Consider the following 13,184-nt stretch of genomic DNA (forward strand, 5'->3'; position numbering starts at 1 on the left):
ATATTTAAGTCGAACCTGAATTAAAACTAACCTAAAAAAAGCTTTTCCAGATAGGGGTTTAAAAACTTGGCTTCTGGATCAAGTTGCTGACGTAAAGCCATAAAATCATCCCACTTTGGATATAAAGCCCGAAGCTGTGCCGTAGTCATAGTATGCATTTTTCCCCAATGAGGTCGCCCTCGATATTTCTGTAAAATCGGTTCAACTACATCAAAAATTAAATGTGGGTCTTGCTTATGATATTGATGCACTGAAATCGAAATTGAATCTTGCTGATAAAAAGGGCTAAGCCAAATATCATCCCCTTTTACAAAACGAAATTCGAGCGGAAAAAAGGTCGCGACTTTATGTGTTCGCAGTGCATGTAATACTTCGTCTAAACAAGCAACCCCTTGATTGACTGGAATCTGATATTCCATTTCATTGAACTTGGTATTTCGTGGCGTCGGAAATATTTTGCTCGACCAATCGACATAGGTGGTCGGTTTGACAAAGATGCCCAATAGCTTTTGTAAATAAGGATTCAATGAAGGAAATGTTCTAGTTAACTCTGAGCACATCGTGAGTAAAGTATCATCCGAAGGAAAATTTTCTTTCCTAGGCAAAATTGCTTCCTCTGTTTCATCTAAAGTTTTCAGCATCAATTGCTTTTGATACGAAAATACAAAGCACTCGATATGTCGATGCTGATGCTTCCATTGATGAATATGTTGCATCATGTCCTCTACAGGACAAAGTTCAATATGTTCTTTAAGCTTATAACGCGGGCGGTTTTGCATAGTGATCTTTGTCAAGATTCCCAAGCTTCCCAAAGAAACTCGTCCAGCGGCAAAGATTTCGGGATGTTCTGTTCGGCTACATGTCAGGATTTCACCAGAAGCCATCAATAACTCAAAAGCTTCAACATAACCAGAAATACAATGTAAATCTGCACCTGTACCATGTGTTCCCGTAGAAACAGCTCCTGCTAAGCTTTGCTGATCAATATCACCCTGATTCATCAAGGCTTGGTTGATCGATTGCTGCTGTAGATATTGGTCTAAATCATATAAGCGTGTCCCTGCATAAATACTGCTCTGACATCGATTAGTATCCGTCGATGCGACACCTGAAATATGATCTAAAGACAAAAGAGTTGCATCAGTACACACCAATGGCGTGAATGAGTGCCCTGCACCAACCACTCTAATCTTGTCATGATCTCTGACGATATTCTGAAGCTCTTGAATATTTGCTGGTTGTAAAATTTGTTGTGGATTGGACATTTGAAAACCAGACCAATTTGACCACTTCGCTTGATGCATATCACTCATACAGCCTCTCCTTGGCTCACAGCAGTTTTTAGATTTCCATGATTGGTACGTTTTGCTAGTTCTTGAAGTGGAATTAATTTCGGTCGTGTTGCTTGATCGTAGTCGCGGTATTTTTTATCCAATAATAATTGCTCAGCGAATAATTTAAACTTGCTTTGACAAGCAGCTAAGGTCCATTGCCCAAATAAGGTATGTCCACCTTCATAGGCTTGTTGTTGATATTCCTCATACGTGGTGACATAACCCATGTAATCATTGCAATATGAGGCAAGCCAGACTCGATCAATTGACGATTTTCCAATAAGTTGTTGTTTTACTGTTTCCATAACGCGTTGCCCAGCAATCGTCGTAAACTCTCCCGGACAACAAACGAGCGCTAAATTACCTAAACGAACAATTTGTAGCGGCACAATACTCGGAACCAGTGGGCTTTGTTGAATCGCACCAGCACGAACTTGTCGATTCATCTCTGCAATCAATGGATCAAGAATACTGGGAGGAAAACCAATCGGTTGACCTAATATTTTTTTAGCGCCAGCTTCAAGCAAAATCTGTTTAGGTCCTTGAGAAGCGTACAGCTGTTGATAAGCAGTAAAATCATGCGCAGCGTCACTCTTTAATTTTTGCTTTTTAAATTGATCAGCAAGAAATTGCATCCCTTTGATCAATGGTTTTGGCGCACCTAAACCATCCACAGGCGTACCTGCAAAAAATGCTACGCCATGACAGGGCTGACTGGTTTGTGCATCCTTCTTGCCATGTGCAAACTCAGGAGGAACGTCAATATGACTCAGATCAACATAAGAAAAAATTGCATCAATCTGACCTTGCACTTTCTGCATTGGTTGCTGCAAACCTGTTAATGCCAAATCACTTTGATAACGACCATTTTGCTGAGCATAGTAATATTCCTGCTCGCCTTTAATCTTGTTGCGAATCTTAAGTTGATCTTTGCCATGAAAATGCGGTGACACATCGCCAGCTGTTGCTTGAGCAAAAATCGTGACTGGATTTTCAATTCCGCGTTCAATTAAAGCCTGCTCTGAAAATGACGCGGCATAACCTTTATTATCACCATCATAAGCACTTAAACTATTTCCTAAACAGGTGGCATGCACACCAAACAGAGAAATAAATGACTGTAATTTCTGCTCTCTATAAAAACCAATCAACTGCATTTCACGATTGATTGCTAAATGCGTTTCATGTTCTGAATGCTCAATCACCTCTGGATTTCGATTATAAGCATGGATCGAGCGATTCCATGCAACAGGCGTATCATTTTCAAAATGTTGGGTGGAAAGACCGATTTCGGTATTTTGTTCATTTTCAATTGCAGTCTGAATACTGAGAACAATCGCATGCACTATCGCATTGACATGTTCAGGAACAAATCCTGGCGTGGGCATATTATATAAGGCTTCATGCGCGCAGCCCCCAGGTCCTGAATGGGTATGTGTTGCCATGAGTACCAATTGATTTTCATCAAACTCAGCACCCAACATTTCTCTTAATCGAGCGACGGTCTTAGTTCGCATCGCATGAGTAATACAGCCTAAATCTAAACAACACAGAATCAGTCGACTCTGTTGCTGATCCACAATACTAAAGCTTCGCACATACAAAGCAGTTCGCTGCTCATAAGCACGATGTGACCATTGACCATAGCCAAACATGGCATAACCTTTCGGTGCAATCTTGATTTCTTGTTTATCCCAACCAACTTGATACATTGGCACTTCCTTTGTAAATTCTTTTTCTAACTGCAATAAAGCATGTTGAAAGTTAAACAAAATTATGAGATACCCAAAAGGGTTAAAGAATCTTCTTTTTGGGGGGCTAAACGGACTTATGCCTAAACAAATTATCCATATGGAAAGCACACAGCAATTTATACCAGCTACGATTTTGGCAAGCTTGATCCACTATGCAGAACAACAAGAATGGGATTATAAAAAATGGTTTGAAGATTCTGGTTTAGATTTAGATCAAGTCCAGCAAAGCAATGGCTTTGTTCGTTTTAGCCAAATGTGTGATGTTATTCGTAAGGCAATCACAGCCTACGACCAACCTGATTTGGGTTTAAAAATGGGTCGCAGTGAAGGCTTAATTTCGATGGGAATATTAGGCTTTGCAATGCAATCTTGTAAGACTGTTGCCGATGCACTGGAAATAGCACTCGAATTTCATCGCGTTTCAGGTAGTGTGTTGAATATCGAATTTTCAATTCTTGATGATATTTGTACGCTCGAAGTGACTGAACCGAGCCCAACTTTTGATCTCAAATCTTTTTTTTACGATGAATTATTTAGTAGTGTAATTGCCTGTTTAAATGCAATTTTAGGTGACCACGATGATGTTATTGGGCTTGAACTTAACTATGATCCCACCGCAAATTTAGAAGATTATCAATATCTTTTCGGCTGCCCTGTTCAGTTAAATACTACCAGCAATAAAATTCATTTTAAAAGCAGCATGCTCAATCGAAATCTCAAAAATTACAGCCCAGCGAACTACGCTACGGCGATACAAATCTGCAAACAGGCTTTAAAAGAAATTGATCAGCTCAATCAAGTCGACTTTGTGCATATCGTCGAGCATTTGATTGAACAATATTTACCTGAACGTTTTGAGATGCGACAAGCAGCAGACCATCTGCAAATGAGTGAACGCCATTTAAGACGTAAATTATTATCTGAAGGTTTGAGTTTCCAACAAATTCGACAAAACGCCTTGGAGCGTAAAGCTAAACAATTACTGGAAAAGAACCTATCCATGAGTGAGATTAGCCTACAATTGGGCTTTAGCGAATTACGTGAATTCCGACGCGCCTTTAAACGTTGGACAGGACAAGCACCTTCTGTTTATAAACAAGAGACTCACCTTACTTAATATCTAAGAATAAAACGGTCTAAAAATTTCCAAGCGCAGATAAAAGAGAACCGGAAATGCTTTTTCTTGTAATTTTAAATTTTCGCAAATATTCACTACCGCGCTCGGCGGCATGGATGCCGCCAGTTTGGCTGTGATACAAGGAAGTATCATCAGCCAAACAAAGGATTTTTGTTACTTTTCATCCCTAAAAAGTAAGAGAGAAAAAGAAAGCTTATCCAAAAATAGGATGAGATCTCCGTAAGATCCCACAAAGACGATCAAACTATAAAATAAAAAGCTCAGGATTTTACCCAAGCTTTTTATCAAACTAAATTTTAACTTGCCGCTTGATAAAATGGTACATCACCATTAATCGTGGCACGATGCATAATTCGATGCGCATCCCCATAATCAAATAAAGCCTTATGCTGCGTGCAACGATTATCCCAAATCGCCACATCACCCGCTTGCCACTGCCAACGCAAATGAAACTGCTCATTGGTGGCATGCGCAAATAAGTACTGCAGCAATTCAGCGCTTTCAGCCTCATCCAGCTCATTAATACGTGTGGTAAAACCTTCACTCACAAACAAAATTGGCTGACCTGTCACAGGATGCGTTCTCACCACAGGATGAATAACAGGTGGATTACGCTTAAACGTTTCTTGCAGTTTTTTACGCTCAACATCATTATGCGCAAAACGCTCAATCGGGAAAGATTGACGAATATCATGCGTTGCAGTTAAACCTTTTAACTTCTTCTGTAAATCTTGATCTAGCGCAGCAAATGCAGCTGCCCCACTCGACCATAACGTATCGCCACCTACAGGCGGTATCTTAATCGCTTGCAATACACAGCCCAATGGTGGCTTCTGGCTAAAGGTCACATCGGTATGCCAAAGCTCATTGTCACGTAAATCCTGTTTCCAGCTATCCAATACAATGATTTCAGGCACATTTTCGACTGATGGATAGATCGGGTGAATATGCAAAGAACCAAAACTACGTGCCAACTCCGCTTGCGCCTGAGGTGCAAGTTGCTGATTGCGGAAGAAAATGACATGATGATCCAGCAAAGCCTGTTGAATTTGTTGCGCGGTATGTTCATCAGCCGTGTTTAAATCTACATCATGAATAATTGCACCGATTGTTGGTTTAATCATTTCAATATTTAACGACATTTCTAACTCTCTCATCTTTACCATTTGCACTTACAACTGTTGACCATACCAAGGAGATAATTGCTGTTGTAACCAACGCAAGAATAATTCAAAACTGACTGCAACAATCGCAATCACAATAATGCCAAGCACGACGGTATCCGTAATCAGGAACTGCGCCGCTGACTGCACCATAAAACCAATACCACGATCTGCCGCGACTAACTCCGAAGCCACCAATGTTGACCAACCGACACCTAAACCAATACGAATACCCGTTAAAATATGCGGTAAGGCCGTCGGCAGAATCACATGCCAAAACACTTGTGATTGGCTTGCCCCTAACGATAAGGCGGCACGTTCACGATTGAGCTGATGGCTCAGCACGCCATGGGTACTGCTGATAATCACAGGTGCAAGGATCGAAAAGAAAATCAAAAGTACCTTGGTGGTTTCACCAATGCCGAACCAAATCACCAATAAGGGTAAATAAGCCAACGGTGGAATCGGGCGCAATAACTCAACCAAAGGATCCAGTACAGCACGTACCCATTTGTTCAATCCCATCCATAAACCCAAAGGTACACCAATCGCAATCGCTGCAACAAGTGCCAACAAGACACGCGAAATACTAGCTGCTAAATGCTGCCATAAAGTGGCTTTCATAAAACCTTGCTGACTGACCTCAAGGAACTTTTGCCATACTGCTTGTGGACTTGGTAAAAACAGGCTTGGGACAACTTTTAATGCAGTGATCAAATACCAAATCACCAGTACGCTCAAGACACTGGAAAGACTCAGCACTAAACTACGATGTCGAGTAAAGAAAGCCCATATTGGACTTAAAACCGAAGCGGATTGTGACTTGTTGATCTGTTGTGGCTCTTCGGCCTTGCTCACCTCATAGGCTGTATTTTTAGCTTGACCCGTCATACAGCCACCTCATGCCCTGCCTGTTTCTGCACACGTAAACGTTCAAACAGTTGTTCACGCAATTGAATAAATTTCGGATCTGATTTAATTGCACGAATCGATTCGCCCTGCTTATAACGATCTGCAAAATCAAGCTTTAAAGTTTCCACGATCTTGCCAGGTCGAGCTGTCATCAACACCAGTTGATTACTCAACAACAAAGCTTCTTCGATGTCATGAGTAATCAGGAAGAACGATTTATTTTGTTCAATCCACAGATCTAGAACCAGCTGTTGCATGGTTTCACGAGTAAAAGCATCTAAAGCTGCAAAAGGCTCATCTAATAAAATAAAGGCTGCGTGGCTAATCAAAGCGCGTGCGATCCCAACACGTTGTTTCATGCCACCCGATAATTCCCAGATATTGGCTTGAGCAACATGGCTTAAACCCACAATTTTCAGAATCGCATCGACTTGCAGTTGAATTTTTTGCGCTTTCAAGCCCTTGAGCTGCAAAGCAAAACTAATATTTTCCGAGACATTTAACCACGGCAACAAGGCATGATCCTGAAAGACCACCGCACGGCGCGCATCAGGCGCAGTCACGACTTCATGATCCAGTGTAATCCGCCCCAAACTCGGTGCTTGGAAGCCTGCCAAGATGTTGAGCAATGTGGTTTTTCCACAACCAGACTCACCCAAAATTACCGTCAAACTCCCTTCTGCAATCTTGAGATTGATATCTTGCAATACAGGTACAGTCTGCTTTGGAAAAGTTAAATGAAGATGCTCAGCAGCTAATACGCTCATTTCGATCTCCTATGGCTGTAAGAATTGGGTGGTGACATTGCCTTGATAATCAGGCTTCACCTGATCGACCTTGCCCTGACTTTTTAAGAAAGTCGCTGTATCAAAAATATTCTTGGCGAATTCACCCGCTAAAGTTGCGTGTTGTTGCTGGCCATTCAGATAAATATTGCCTGACAACAGTAAAGGAATATCTTTCGCATCAGAGCCTGTCAGTTGAGCAATTTTTTGGATATTGTCCGCATTTTGTTCAAATGCTTTTGGGTCTTGGTTATAGGCTTCGATCTGTTGTAAACTGGTCTTCACGAATGCTTTCAAGAACTCAGGATTTTTCTCGGCAAAGTCTTTACGAACCACCCAAAGATCATAAGTTGGCGCGCCCCATTCACCGACCTGTTTCGAGTCAGTTAAAACATGGCCGCTGGCTTTGACTTTGCTTAAAGCAGGTTCCCATACATAAGTCGCATCGATATCACCACGTTCCCATGCCGCGGTAATTTCAGGTGGACGCAAATTGATGATCTTGACCTGATTGTCTGCAATATTCCAATGCTTTAAAGCGGACAATAAGCTGTAATGCGTGGTTGAAACGAATGGCACGGCAATAGTTTTGCCAATCAAATCTTGCGGATTTTGAATGCCTAATTTGTTGCTGACCACCAATGCCTCAGAACCACCTAATTTTGCTGTCACCAAAAACACTTCAATCGGTAAATCACGGCTGGCTGCAGCCGCCAATGGACTTGAGCCAATATTGCCAATCACGACATCGCCCGAAGCTAATGCATTGACCACATCTGAACCCGCATCAAATTTACGCCATTGAATTGCTTGATTACTATCACGTTCATAATCACCATTGGCTTGAGCAACCTTAGTTGGATCCACACCAGTTTGATAAGCTATCACCACGGTCTGACCATTTTTAGATAGGTTTGGAGTAGCATCTTTTTGATTTTGATAGACAATAAAAGCAACAATCGCCACTAGGACGATTGCTGTAACAATGAGCGGCTTGGTGTTCTTGATGGCCATAATTAGATGATCTTTCAACAATATCGACTTATGTTATGCGCCACGCTTTATGATTAAAAATAAGAAAAAATGCGTTGCTTATTTATTTTTAATATATAGAAATTAAGATTATCTGATGAACTCTATTGAAGTGACTTTAACAATTCATCATTCTGAATTATTCAATCGCTAAAATGTCCTATCTGACTTAGGTGATTTATTTCAATGACCTAATAAGTAAAAGAATATATTGAGAAATCTGAATGCAGCAGTCCAACGATGTTTCAATCCAGCCAGCAATTCCATTTTGGCAAGCTTTTTGGTTTTGGCTAAAACTAGGTTTTATCAGTTTTGGTGGACCAGCGGGTCAAATCGCAGTGATGCATCACGAGCTAGTTGAACAAAAACGCTGGATTTCAGAACGAAGATTTTTACATGCACTCAACTATTGCATGCTATTACCCGGCCCTGAAGCACAACAATTAGCGACCTATATGGGGTGGCTGATGCACCGAAACGTTGGTGGACTAATTGCTGGGATACTGTTTATTTTACCCTCTCTCTTTCTACTGATTTTATTGTCATGGATTTATATTCAATTTGGTGATGTTCCAATTATTGCCGGGCTTTTTTATGGGATCAAACCCGCAGTAACAGCCATCGTATTTCATGCAACGTATCGTATTGGCCATCGAACTTTAAAAAATCACCTTTTATGGTTAATTGCAGTCGCAGCATTTATTGCCATCTTTGTATTTAGTCTTCCTTTTCCACTCATAATTTTTTGTGCGGCAGCATCGGGATATGTATTCAGTAAATATTATCCTCGGTTATTTAATCAACAAAATACTCAACAGCATCAGCAAAAGAATTACGGCACTGCACACATTGATGATGATACTCCTTTACCCCAACATGCGATCTTTAGTTGGTCTCGACTCGGGAAAATTTTAATCATTGCCGCTATTTTATGGTGTTTGCCGATACTTATTTTGAGCTTCAGCTTAGGTTGGCAACATACATATACTCAAATGGGATGGTTCTTTAGCAAAGCTGCTTTACTGACATTTGGTGGCGCGTATGCTGTGTTGCCGTATGTTTATCAAGGTGCAGTTGATCATTATGCATGGCTCAATCCAACACAAATGATTGATGGTCTTGCATTAGGTGAAAGCACACCAGGCCCATTAATCATGATCGTTGCTTTTGTCGGTTTTGTGGGTGCTTTTAATCAAGCTTTATTCGGTGTAGAGCATCTCTTTATTGCTGGTGTTGTAGGTGCAATCATCGTTACCTGGTTTACTTTTCTTTTTTCTTTTGTATTTATTTTAGCTGGTGCTCCAATTATCGAATCCACCCACAATGAATTGAAATTTACAGCACCTTTAACTGCCATTACAGCAGCAGTCGTCGGTGTCATATTAAATTTGGCATTATTTTTTAGTTATCATGTACTTTGGCCAAATGGCTTTGAACAAGCTTTTGATTATAGTGCAGCACTCATCACCATTGCCGCATTGATCGCTTTATTCAAATTTCAAATCAACGTCCTGTACGTGATTTTTGTCTCAGCGCTTTGTGGTTTAGCCGTATATTTACTTATCTAAAAAAATCAAACCACACTAGAATTGAGTCAGCTCTAGTGTGGTTTATAGATTAGATGTGATGAATCTCAATGGAGGCATGTACAATTTCTTCGTGAATCGATAATTCAGCTTTGATTTGATCAGGGTTTAAATCAGCACTTGTTGTCTCTAAACCGAGAATACAAGAAAATTTACCCTTGCCCACTTTCCACACATGCAGATCAGTAATTTCAACATCCTTAAACGTTGCAATCAGCTCTCGAATTTCTGTAACCACAGGATGCTCCATTTCAGCATCTAATAGTGTTTTGCCAGTTTCCTGAATCAATCCCCAAGACCACTTTGCGACCAATAATGCTCCAACAAGTCCTAATAGTGCATCTAAAAAATCCCAACCAAAATATTTAGCTGCAAATAAAGCAATAATCGCAAAAACTGAAGTTACGGCATCAGCAACTACATGTAAAAAAGCCGCTTTTTGATTTAAATCATGATGATCATGTGAATGGTGATGGTGTGAATGTCCATGATGATGATCATGATGGTGGTGATCATGTCCACCTTCATGTAGTAACCAAGCACAAACTAAATTAATCACCAACCCAACGATCGCAATCGGAATTGCTTCATTAAAATGAATCGTAACAGGATTAAATAAGCGCTCAAGTGATTGAATACCCATCATTAAAGCAACAACCATCAATAAGATTGCACTGCTATAACCAGCTAAGACTTCAATTTTCCAAGTACCAAAACTAAATCGTGGATCATGCGCATAATGACGTGCCATTCGGTAAGCAAAATAAGCTAAACCTAAAGCCAACATATGAGAGCTCATATGCCAACCATCAGCCAATAACGCCATTGAATTAAAAATCCAACCGCCCGCGATTTCTAAAACCATCATGATTGCAGTCAAAATTGTTGCAATTAAAATACGCTTTTGCGCTAGAGGATTGCCTTGATCAAACTGATGTGAATGACGTCTTTCTAGGTTACTATGCTGCATTTGTTTTAGCTTTAAAATATACTCCCCTATAGTATATATTTTTTTGGAAAAAAAGTATGTCTCATCTCCATCATGACAAGAAAATTTTAAATCGGGTTAAACGAATCCAAGGGCAAGTTACGGCTGTTGAAAAATCCATACTCAACCCAGAAAGCTCATGTATTGAAGTTTTACAACAAGTTGCCGCAGTCAAAGGTGCGGTAAATGGTTTAATGAATCAGCTCATAGAGCAACATTTAAAACAACATGTGCTGAAAGATGCTGATCATGTAAATGATGAAGAAATGCAGAAGTTTTTAGCTTTGTTACAACGCTACTTATAAATACCAGATGTCTTCGGTCAGTTGCTCGAGTTCGGATTTATCATGACTGACATAAAGCATTGGAATCTTTAATTCATTTTTAACCATTTGAAAAAAAGGAATAATTTCAGCTTTATGATCAGCATCAAGCGCAGACAACGGTTCATCCATTAGCAATAAATGAGGTGAATATAACAACGCACGTCCTAATGCAACACGTTGTTTTTCTCCACCAGAAAGCTTGATCGGCATACGCTCAGTCAAATGTCCTAATTTAAGCAATTCCACCATATAGTCGAGTTCAAACTGACGCTGCTCTGGTCGAATATGCTTAAAACCAAACAACAGATTTTGCATTACATTCTTATGAGGAAATAACTGTGCATCTTGAAAAACTAAACCAACGCGGCGCTGTTGCGTGCTCAGGTTTATTTTATGTTGATGATCAAACCACGTCTGATCCTCAACTTTAATCCATCCTGATTGAGGCGTAATCAAACCTGCGATGCTATGAAGAATTGTTGTCTTACCCGAACCAGATGCACCAAATAGACCAACCACAGCATGTGCAGAGCTAAAAGCTTGATCAAGGTGAAACTGCCCTTGCTGGATTGAGATATGACAATCAATCATGATGAAAAACCACGTTTATTTCTTTGATAACGGTTGAACCATTGAGCAAACCACAATGCAAAAAATGCAACCGACAATGAAATCATAATCAATCGCCAAACAGCCGTCTCAGTATCTGGTTGTTGCATCAAACTATACATCGCCAAAGGTAAAGTTCGTGTTTCACCTGCAACATTACCTACAAAACTGATGGTCGCGCCAAACTCACCTAAGCTACGACAAAAGCAAAGAATTCCACCCACTAAAATTCCACTACTGGCTAAAGGCAATGTCACTTGCATGAAAGCACCAAGCGAAGAAGCACCCAAAGTTTTGGCAGCCATTTCTAAACGTTGATCAACCAGCTCTATTGCTAAGCGTACCGATTGGACCAGAAGTGGAAAACCCATAACAGCGGAAGCCAACACAGCTCCTTTCCAATTAAATGCAAACTCCAATCCATAAGGTGCGAGATATTGCCCAATTAATCCACGATTTCCAAAAACTTGTAGTAATAAATAACCTGGCACCACTGGAGGTAAAACTAAAGGAAGAAAAATGAATGTTTCGAATAGAGATTTACCAAAAAACTCTTTTCTTGCTAAAACCCAAGCGATGAATATGGCTGGAACAAGACTAAAGATGAGACAACTTGCAGCCACTTTACAAGACAGCTTCAGTACTTCTAACTCATCTGGGCTTAATATCATGACTGAATCACTTTAATACACTAAACCCATACTTTTGAAATATAGTTTTAGCCTGCTGACTTTGTAAAAATTGATAGAAATTTACAGAATCCACATTCTTTTTAACTAGACCAATCGGGTAAATAATTGGAGGATGGCTGTTTTCTGGGAAAATACCAGCAATCACAACATCTTTACTGATTGCTGCATCTGTTGCATAGACAATTCCAGCTTGGCATTCTCCCCTAGCAACAAAGTTCAGAGCTACCCGAACATCTTCAGTTTCAACAAGTCGAGGTTTTATGGTTTCCCACCATCCGAGTGAGTTTAAAGCTTGCTTGGCGTATTTTCCGACTGGAACACTATTAGTATCCCCTGTACAGACCTTACCTTGTAGTACCTTACTTGGATCGAATCCTTTAACCATTTTAAGTGTTAGAGGATGATCTTTAGGGGTTATCAGCACAAGTCGGTTCCCTAATAAATTAATACGATCTTTGGCGTTAATGATTTGTTTATTCTGTAAATAATCCATCCACTGTATGTCTGCTGACATAAATACATCGGCTGGCGCACCTGCCTCAATTTGCTTCGCTAATGTTGAAGACCCAGCATAGGAGGTTTTCACTTGCGTCTTATAATTTTTTTCATACAACACATCTAATTCATTTACTGCATTGGTTAAGCTGGCAGCAGCGTAAATGGTTACTGAATCAGCTGCATAGATTTGAGAGCTTATTAATAAACTTCCAAAAATCATCCCTATCGTATGTTTCTTATGTCTTTTGATCAGCATTTACTATCCTCATATTCCGATATATTTCTAAAAACATATCGCTTGATAAAGATACACTAAAAATGACATTTAGCTAATCATTCTTTCAAATTTAAGGGAAACGTACCGGCT

Annotated in this window: 13 protein-coding genes; 3 read left to right on the plus strand and 10 right to left on the minus strand. The window is 40.1% G+C overall.

From position 1 onward, the window contains the following. Positions 1-26: 26 nt before the first annotated feature. Together ACT4_RS09180 and ACT4_RS09185 are read right to left on the minus strand one after the other, a co-directional pair. On the minus strand, positions 27-1,313 hold the full coding sequence (locus tag ACT4_RS09180) for a D-arabinono-1,4-lactone oxidase (RefSeq protein WP_007481606.1): 1,287 nt from the start codon (positions 1,311-1,313) through the stop codon (positions 27-29). Further along, entirely contained in the window at positions 1,310-3,046 is a 1,737-nt protein-coding gene (locus ACT4_RS09185) for a neutral/alkaline non-lysosomal ceramidase N-terminal domain-containing protein (protein WP_007481608.1), read from the minus strand. Before ACT4_RS09185 ends, ACT4_RS09180 begins: the two co-directional genes overlap by 4 nt. Before the next feature lie 64 nt (positions 3,047-3,110). Here ACT4_RS09185 and ACT4_RS09190 point away from each other — a divergent pair, with 64 nt between their 5' ends. Beyond that, positions 3,111-4,205: an AraC family transcriptional regulator gene (locus tag ACT4_RS09190; RefSeq protein WP_050934469.1), complete on the plus strand. Its 1,095-nt coding sequence runs from the start codon at positions 3,111-3,113 to the stop codon at positions 4,203-4,205. Between the two features lie 317 nt (positions 4,206-4,522). Here ACT4_RS09190 and tauD read toward each other — a convergent pair whose 3' ends face one another. Genes tauD through tauA form a run of 4 tightly spaced genes read right to left on the minus strand, consistent with a single transcriptional unit; the run spans position 4,523 to position 8,118 of the window. Further along, complete coding sequence (gene tauD, locus ACT4_RS09195) at positions 4,523-5,368, minus strand: taurine dioxygenase (RefSeq protein WP_007481612.1); 846 nt, start codon at positions 5,366-5,368, stop codon at positions 4,523-4,525. 30 nt (positions 5,369-5,398) lie between these two features. After that, complete coding sequence (gene tauC / locus ACT4_RS09200) at positions 5,399-6,280, minus strand: taurine ABC transporter permease TauC (RefSeq protein WP_007481613.1); 882 nt, start codon at positions 6,278-6,280, stop codon at positions 5,399-5,401. After that, on the minus strand, positions 6,277-7,068 hold the full coding sequence (locus ACT4_RS09205; protein WP_007481615.1) for a taurine ABC transporter ATP-binding protein: 792 nt from the start codon (positions 7,066-7,068) through the stop codon (positions 6,277-6,279). Before ACT4_RS09205 ends, tauC begins: the two co-directional genes overlap by 4 nt. A 9-nt stretch (positions 7,069-7,077) precedes the next feature. Continuing rightward, positions 7,078-8,118: a taurine ABC transporter substrate-binding protein gene (tauA, locus tag ACT4_RS09210; RefSeq protein ID WP_171054791.1), complete on the minus strand. Its 1,041-nt coding sequence runs from the start codon at positions 8,116-8,118 to the stop codon at positions 7,078-7,080. 224 nt (positions 8,119-8,342) lie between these two features. Here tauA and chrA point away from each other — a divergent pair, with 224 nt between their 5' ends. Continuing rightward, complete coding sequence (gene chrA / locus ACT4_RS09215; protein ID WP_007481620.1) at positions 8,343-9,686, plus strand: chromate efflux transporter; 1,344 nt, start codon at positions 8,343-8,345, stop codon at positions 9,684-9,686. Between the two features lie 49 nt (positions 9,687-9,735). Here chrA and dmeF read toward each other — a convergent pair whose 3' ends face one another. Next, positions 9,736-10,674 (minus strand): CDF family Co(II)/Ni(II) efflux transporter DmeF, encoded by a 939-nt coding sequence (gene dmeF, locus ACT4_RS09220; protein WP_007481622.1) that lies wholly within the window; start codon positions 10,672-10,674, stop codon positions 9,736-9,738. A 56-nt stretch (positions 10,675-10,730) separates the two neighbouring features. Here dmeF and ACT4_RS09225 point away from each other — a divergent pair, with 56 nt between their 5' ends. After that, positions 10,731-10,997: a metal/formaldehyde-sensitive transcriptional repressor gene (locus ACT4_RS09225; protein ID WP_007481624.1), complete on the plus strand. Its 267-nt coding sequence runs from the start codon at positions 10,731-10,733 to the stop codon at positions 10,995-10,997. On the opposite strand, the gene ACT4_RS09230 is transcribed toward ACT4_RS09225, so the two are convergent. The 3 genes from ACT4_RS09230 to modA are packed head-to-tail and all read right to left on the minus strand — an operon-like array spanning position 10,992 to position 13,037. Continuing rightward, positions 10,992-11,609: an ATP-binding cassette domain-containing protein gene (locus ACT4_RS09230; protein WP_007481625.1), complete on the minus strand. Its 618-nt coding sequence runs from the start codon at positions 11,607-11,609 to the stop codon at positions 10,992-10,994. The genes ACT4_RS09225 and ACT4_RS09230 overlap by 6 nt on opposite strands. After that, entirely contained in the window at positions 11,606-12,298 is a 693-nt protein-coding gene (gene modB / locus ACT4_RS09235) for a molybdate ABC transporter permease subunit (protein ID WP_007481627.1), read from the minus strand. Before modB ends, ACT4_RS09230 begins: the two co-directional genes overlap by 4 nt. Positions 12,299-12,305: 7 nt before the next feature. Then, positions 12,306-13,037 (minus strand): molybdate ABC transporter substrate-binding protein, encoded by a 732-nt coding sequence (gene modA / locus ACT4_RS09240; protein ID WP_227509609.1) that lies wholly within the window; start codon positions 13,035-13,037, stop codon positions 12,306-12,308. Between the last annotated feature and the right edge of the window lie 147 nt (positions 13,038-13,184).

Source organism: Acinetobacter sp. NBRC 100985 (assembly GCF_000241225.1).
In the GTDB taxonomy this organism is placed as follows: Bacteria; Pseudomonadota; Gammaproteobacteria; order Pseudomonadales; family Moraxellaceae; genus Acinetobacter; species Acinetobacter venetianus.

Bases quoted from the DNA above. Each gene is read 5' to 3' on its own strand.
- ACT4_RS09180 (WP_007481606.1), bottom strand. From the start codon at position 1,313: ATGAGTGATATGCATCAAGCGAAGTGGTCAAATTGGTCTGGTTTTCAA.
- ACT4_RS09185 (WP_007481608.1), bottom strand. From the start codon at position 3,046: ATGTATCAAGTTGGTTGGGATAAACAAGAAATCAAGATTGCACCGAAA.
- ACT4_RS09190 (WP_050934469.1), top strand. From the start codon at position 3,111: ATGAGATACCCAAAAGGGTTAAAGAATCTTCTTTTTGGGGGGCTAAAC.
- tauD (WP_007481612.1), bottom strand. From the start codon at position 5,368: ATGTCGTTAAATATTGAAATGATTAAACCAACAATCGGTGCAATTATT.
- tauC (WP_007481613.1), bottom strand. From the start codon at position 6,280: ATGACGGGTCAAGCTAAAAATACAGCCTATGAGGTGAGCAAGGCCGAA.
- ACT4_RS09205 (WP_007481615.1), bottom strand. From the start codon at position 7,068: ATGAGCGTATTAGCTGCTGAGCATCTTCATTTAACTTTTCCAAAGCAG.
- chrA (WP_007481620.1), top strand. From the start codon at position 8,343: ATGCAGCAGTCCAACGATGTTTCAATCCAGCCAGCAATTCCATTTTGG.
- dmeF (WP_007481622.1), bottom strand. From the start codon at position 10,674: ATGCAGCATAGTAACCTAGAAAGACGTCATTCACATCAGTTTGATCAA.
- ACT4_RS09225 (WP_007481624.1), top strand. From the start codon at position 10,731: ATGTCTCATCTCCATCATGACAAGAAAATTTTAAATCGGGTTAAACGA.
- ACT4_RS09230 (WP_007481625.1), bottom strand. From the start codon at position 11,609: ATGATTGATTGTCATATCTCAATCCAGCAAGGGCAGTTTCACCTTGAT.
- modB (WP_007481627.1), bottom strand. From the start codon at position 12,298: ATGATATTAAGCCCAGATGAGTTAGAAGTACTGAAGCTGTCTTGTAAA.
- modA (WP_227509609.1), bottom strand. From the start codon at position 13,037: ATGATTTTTGGAAGTTTATTAATAAGCTCTCAAATCTATGCAGCTGAT.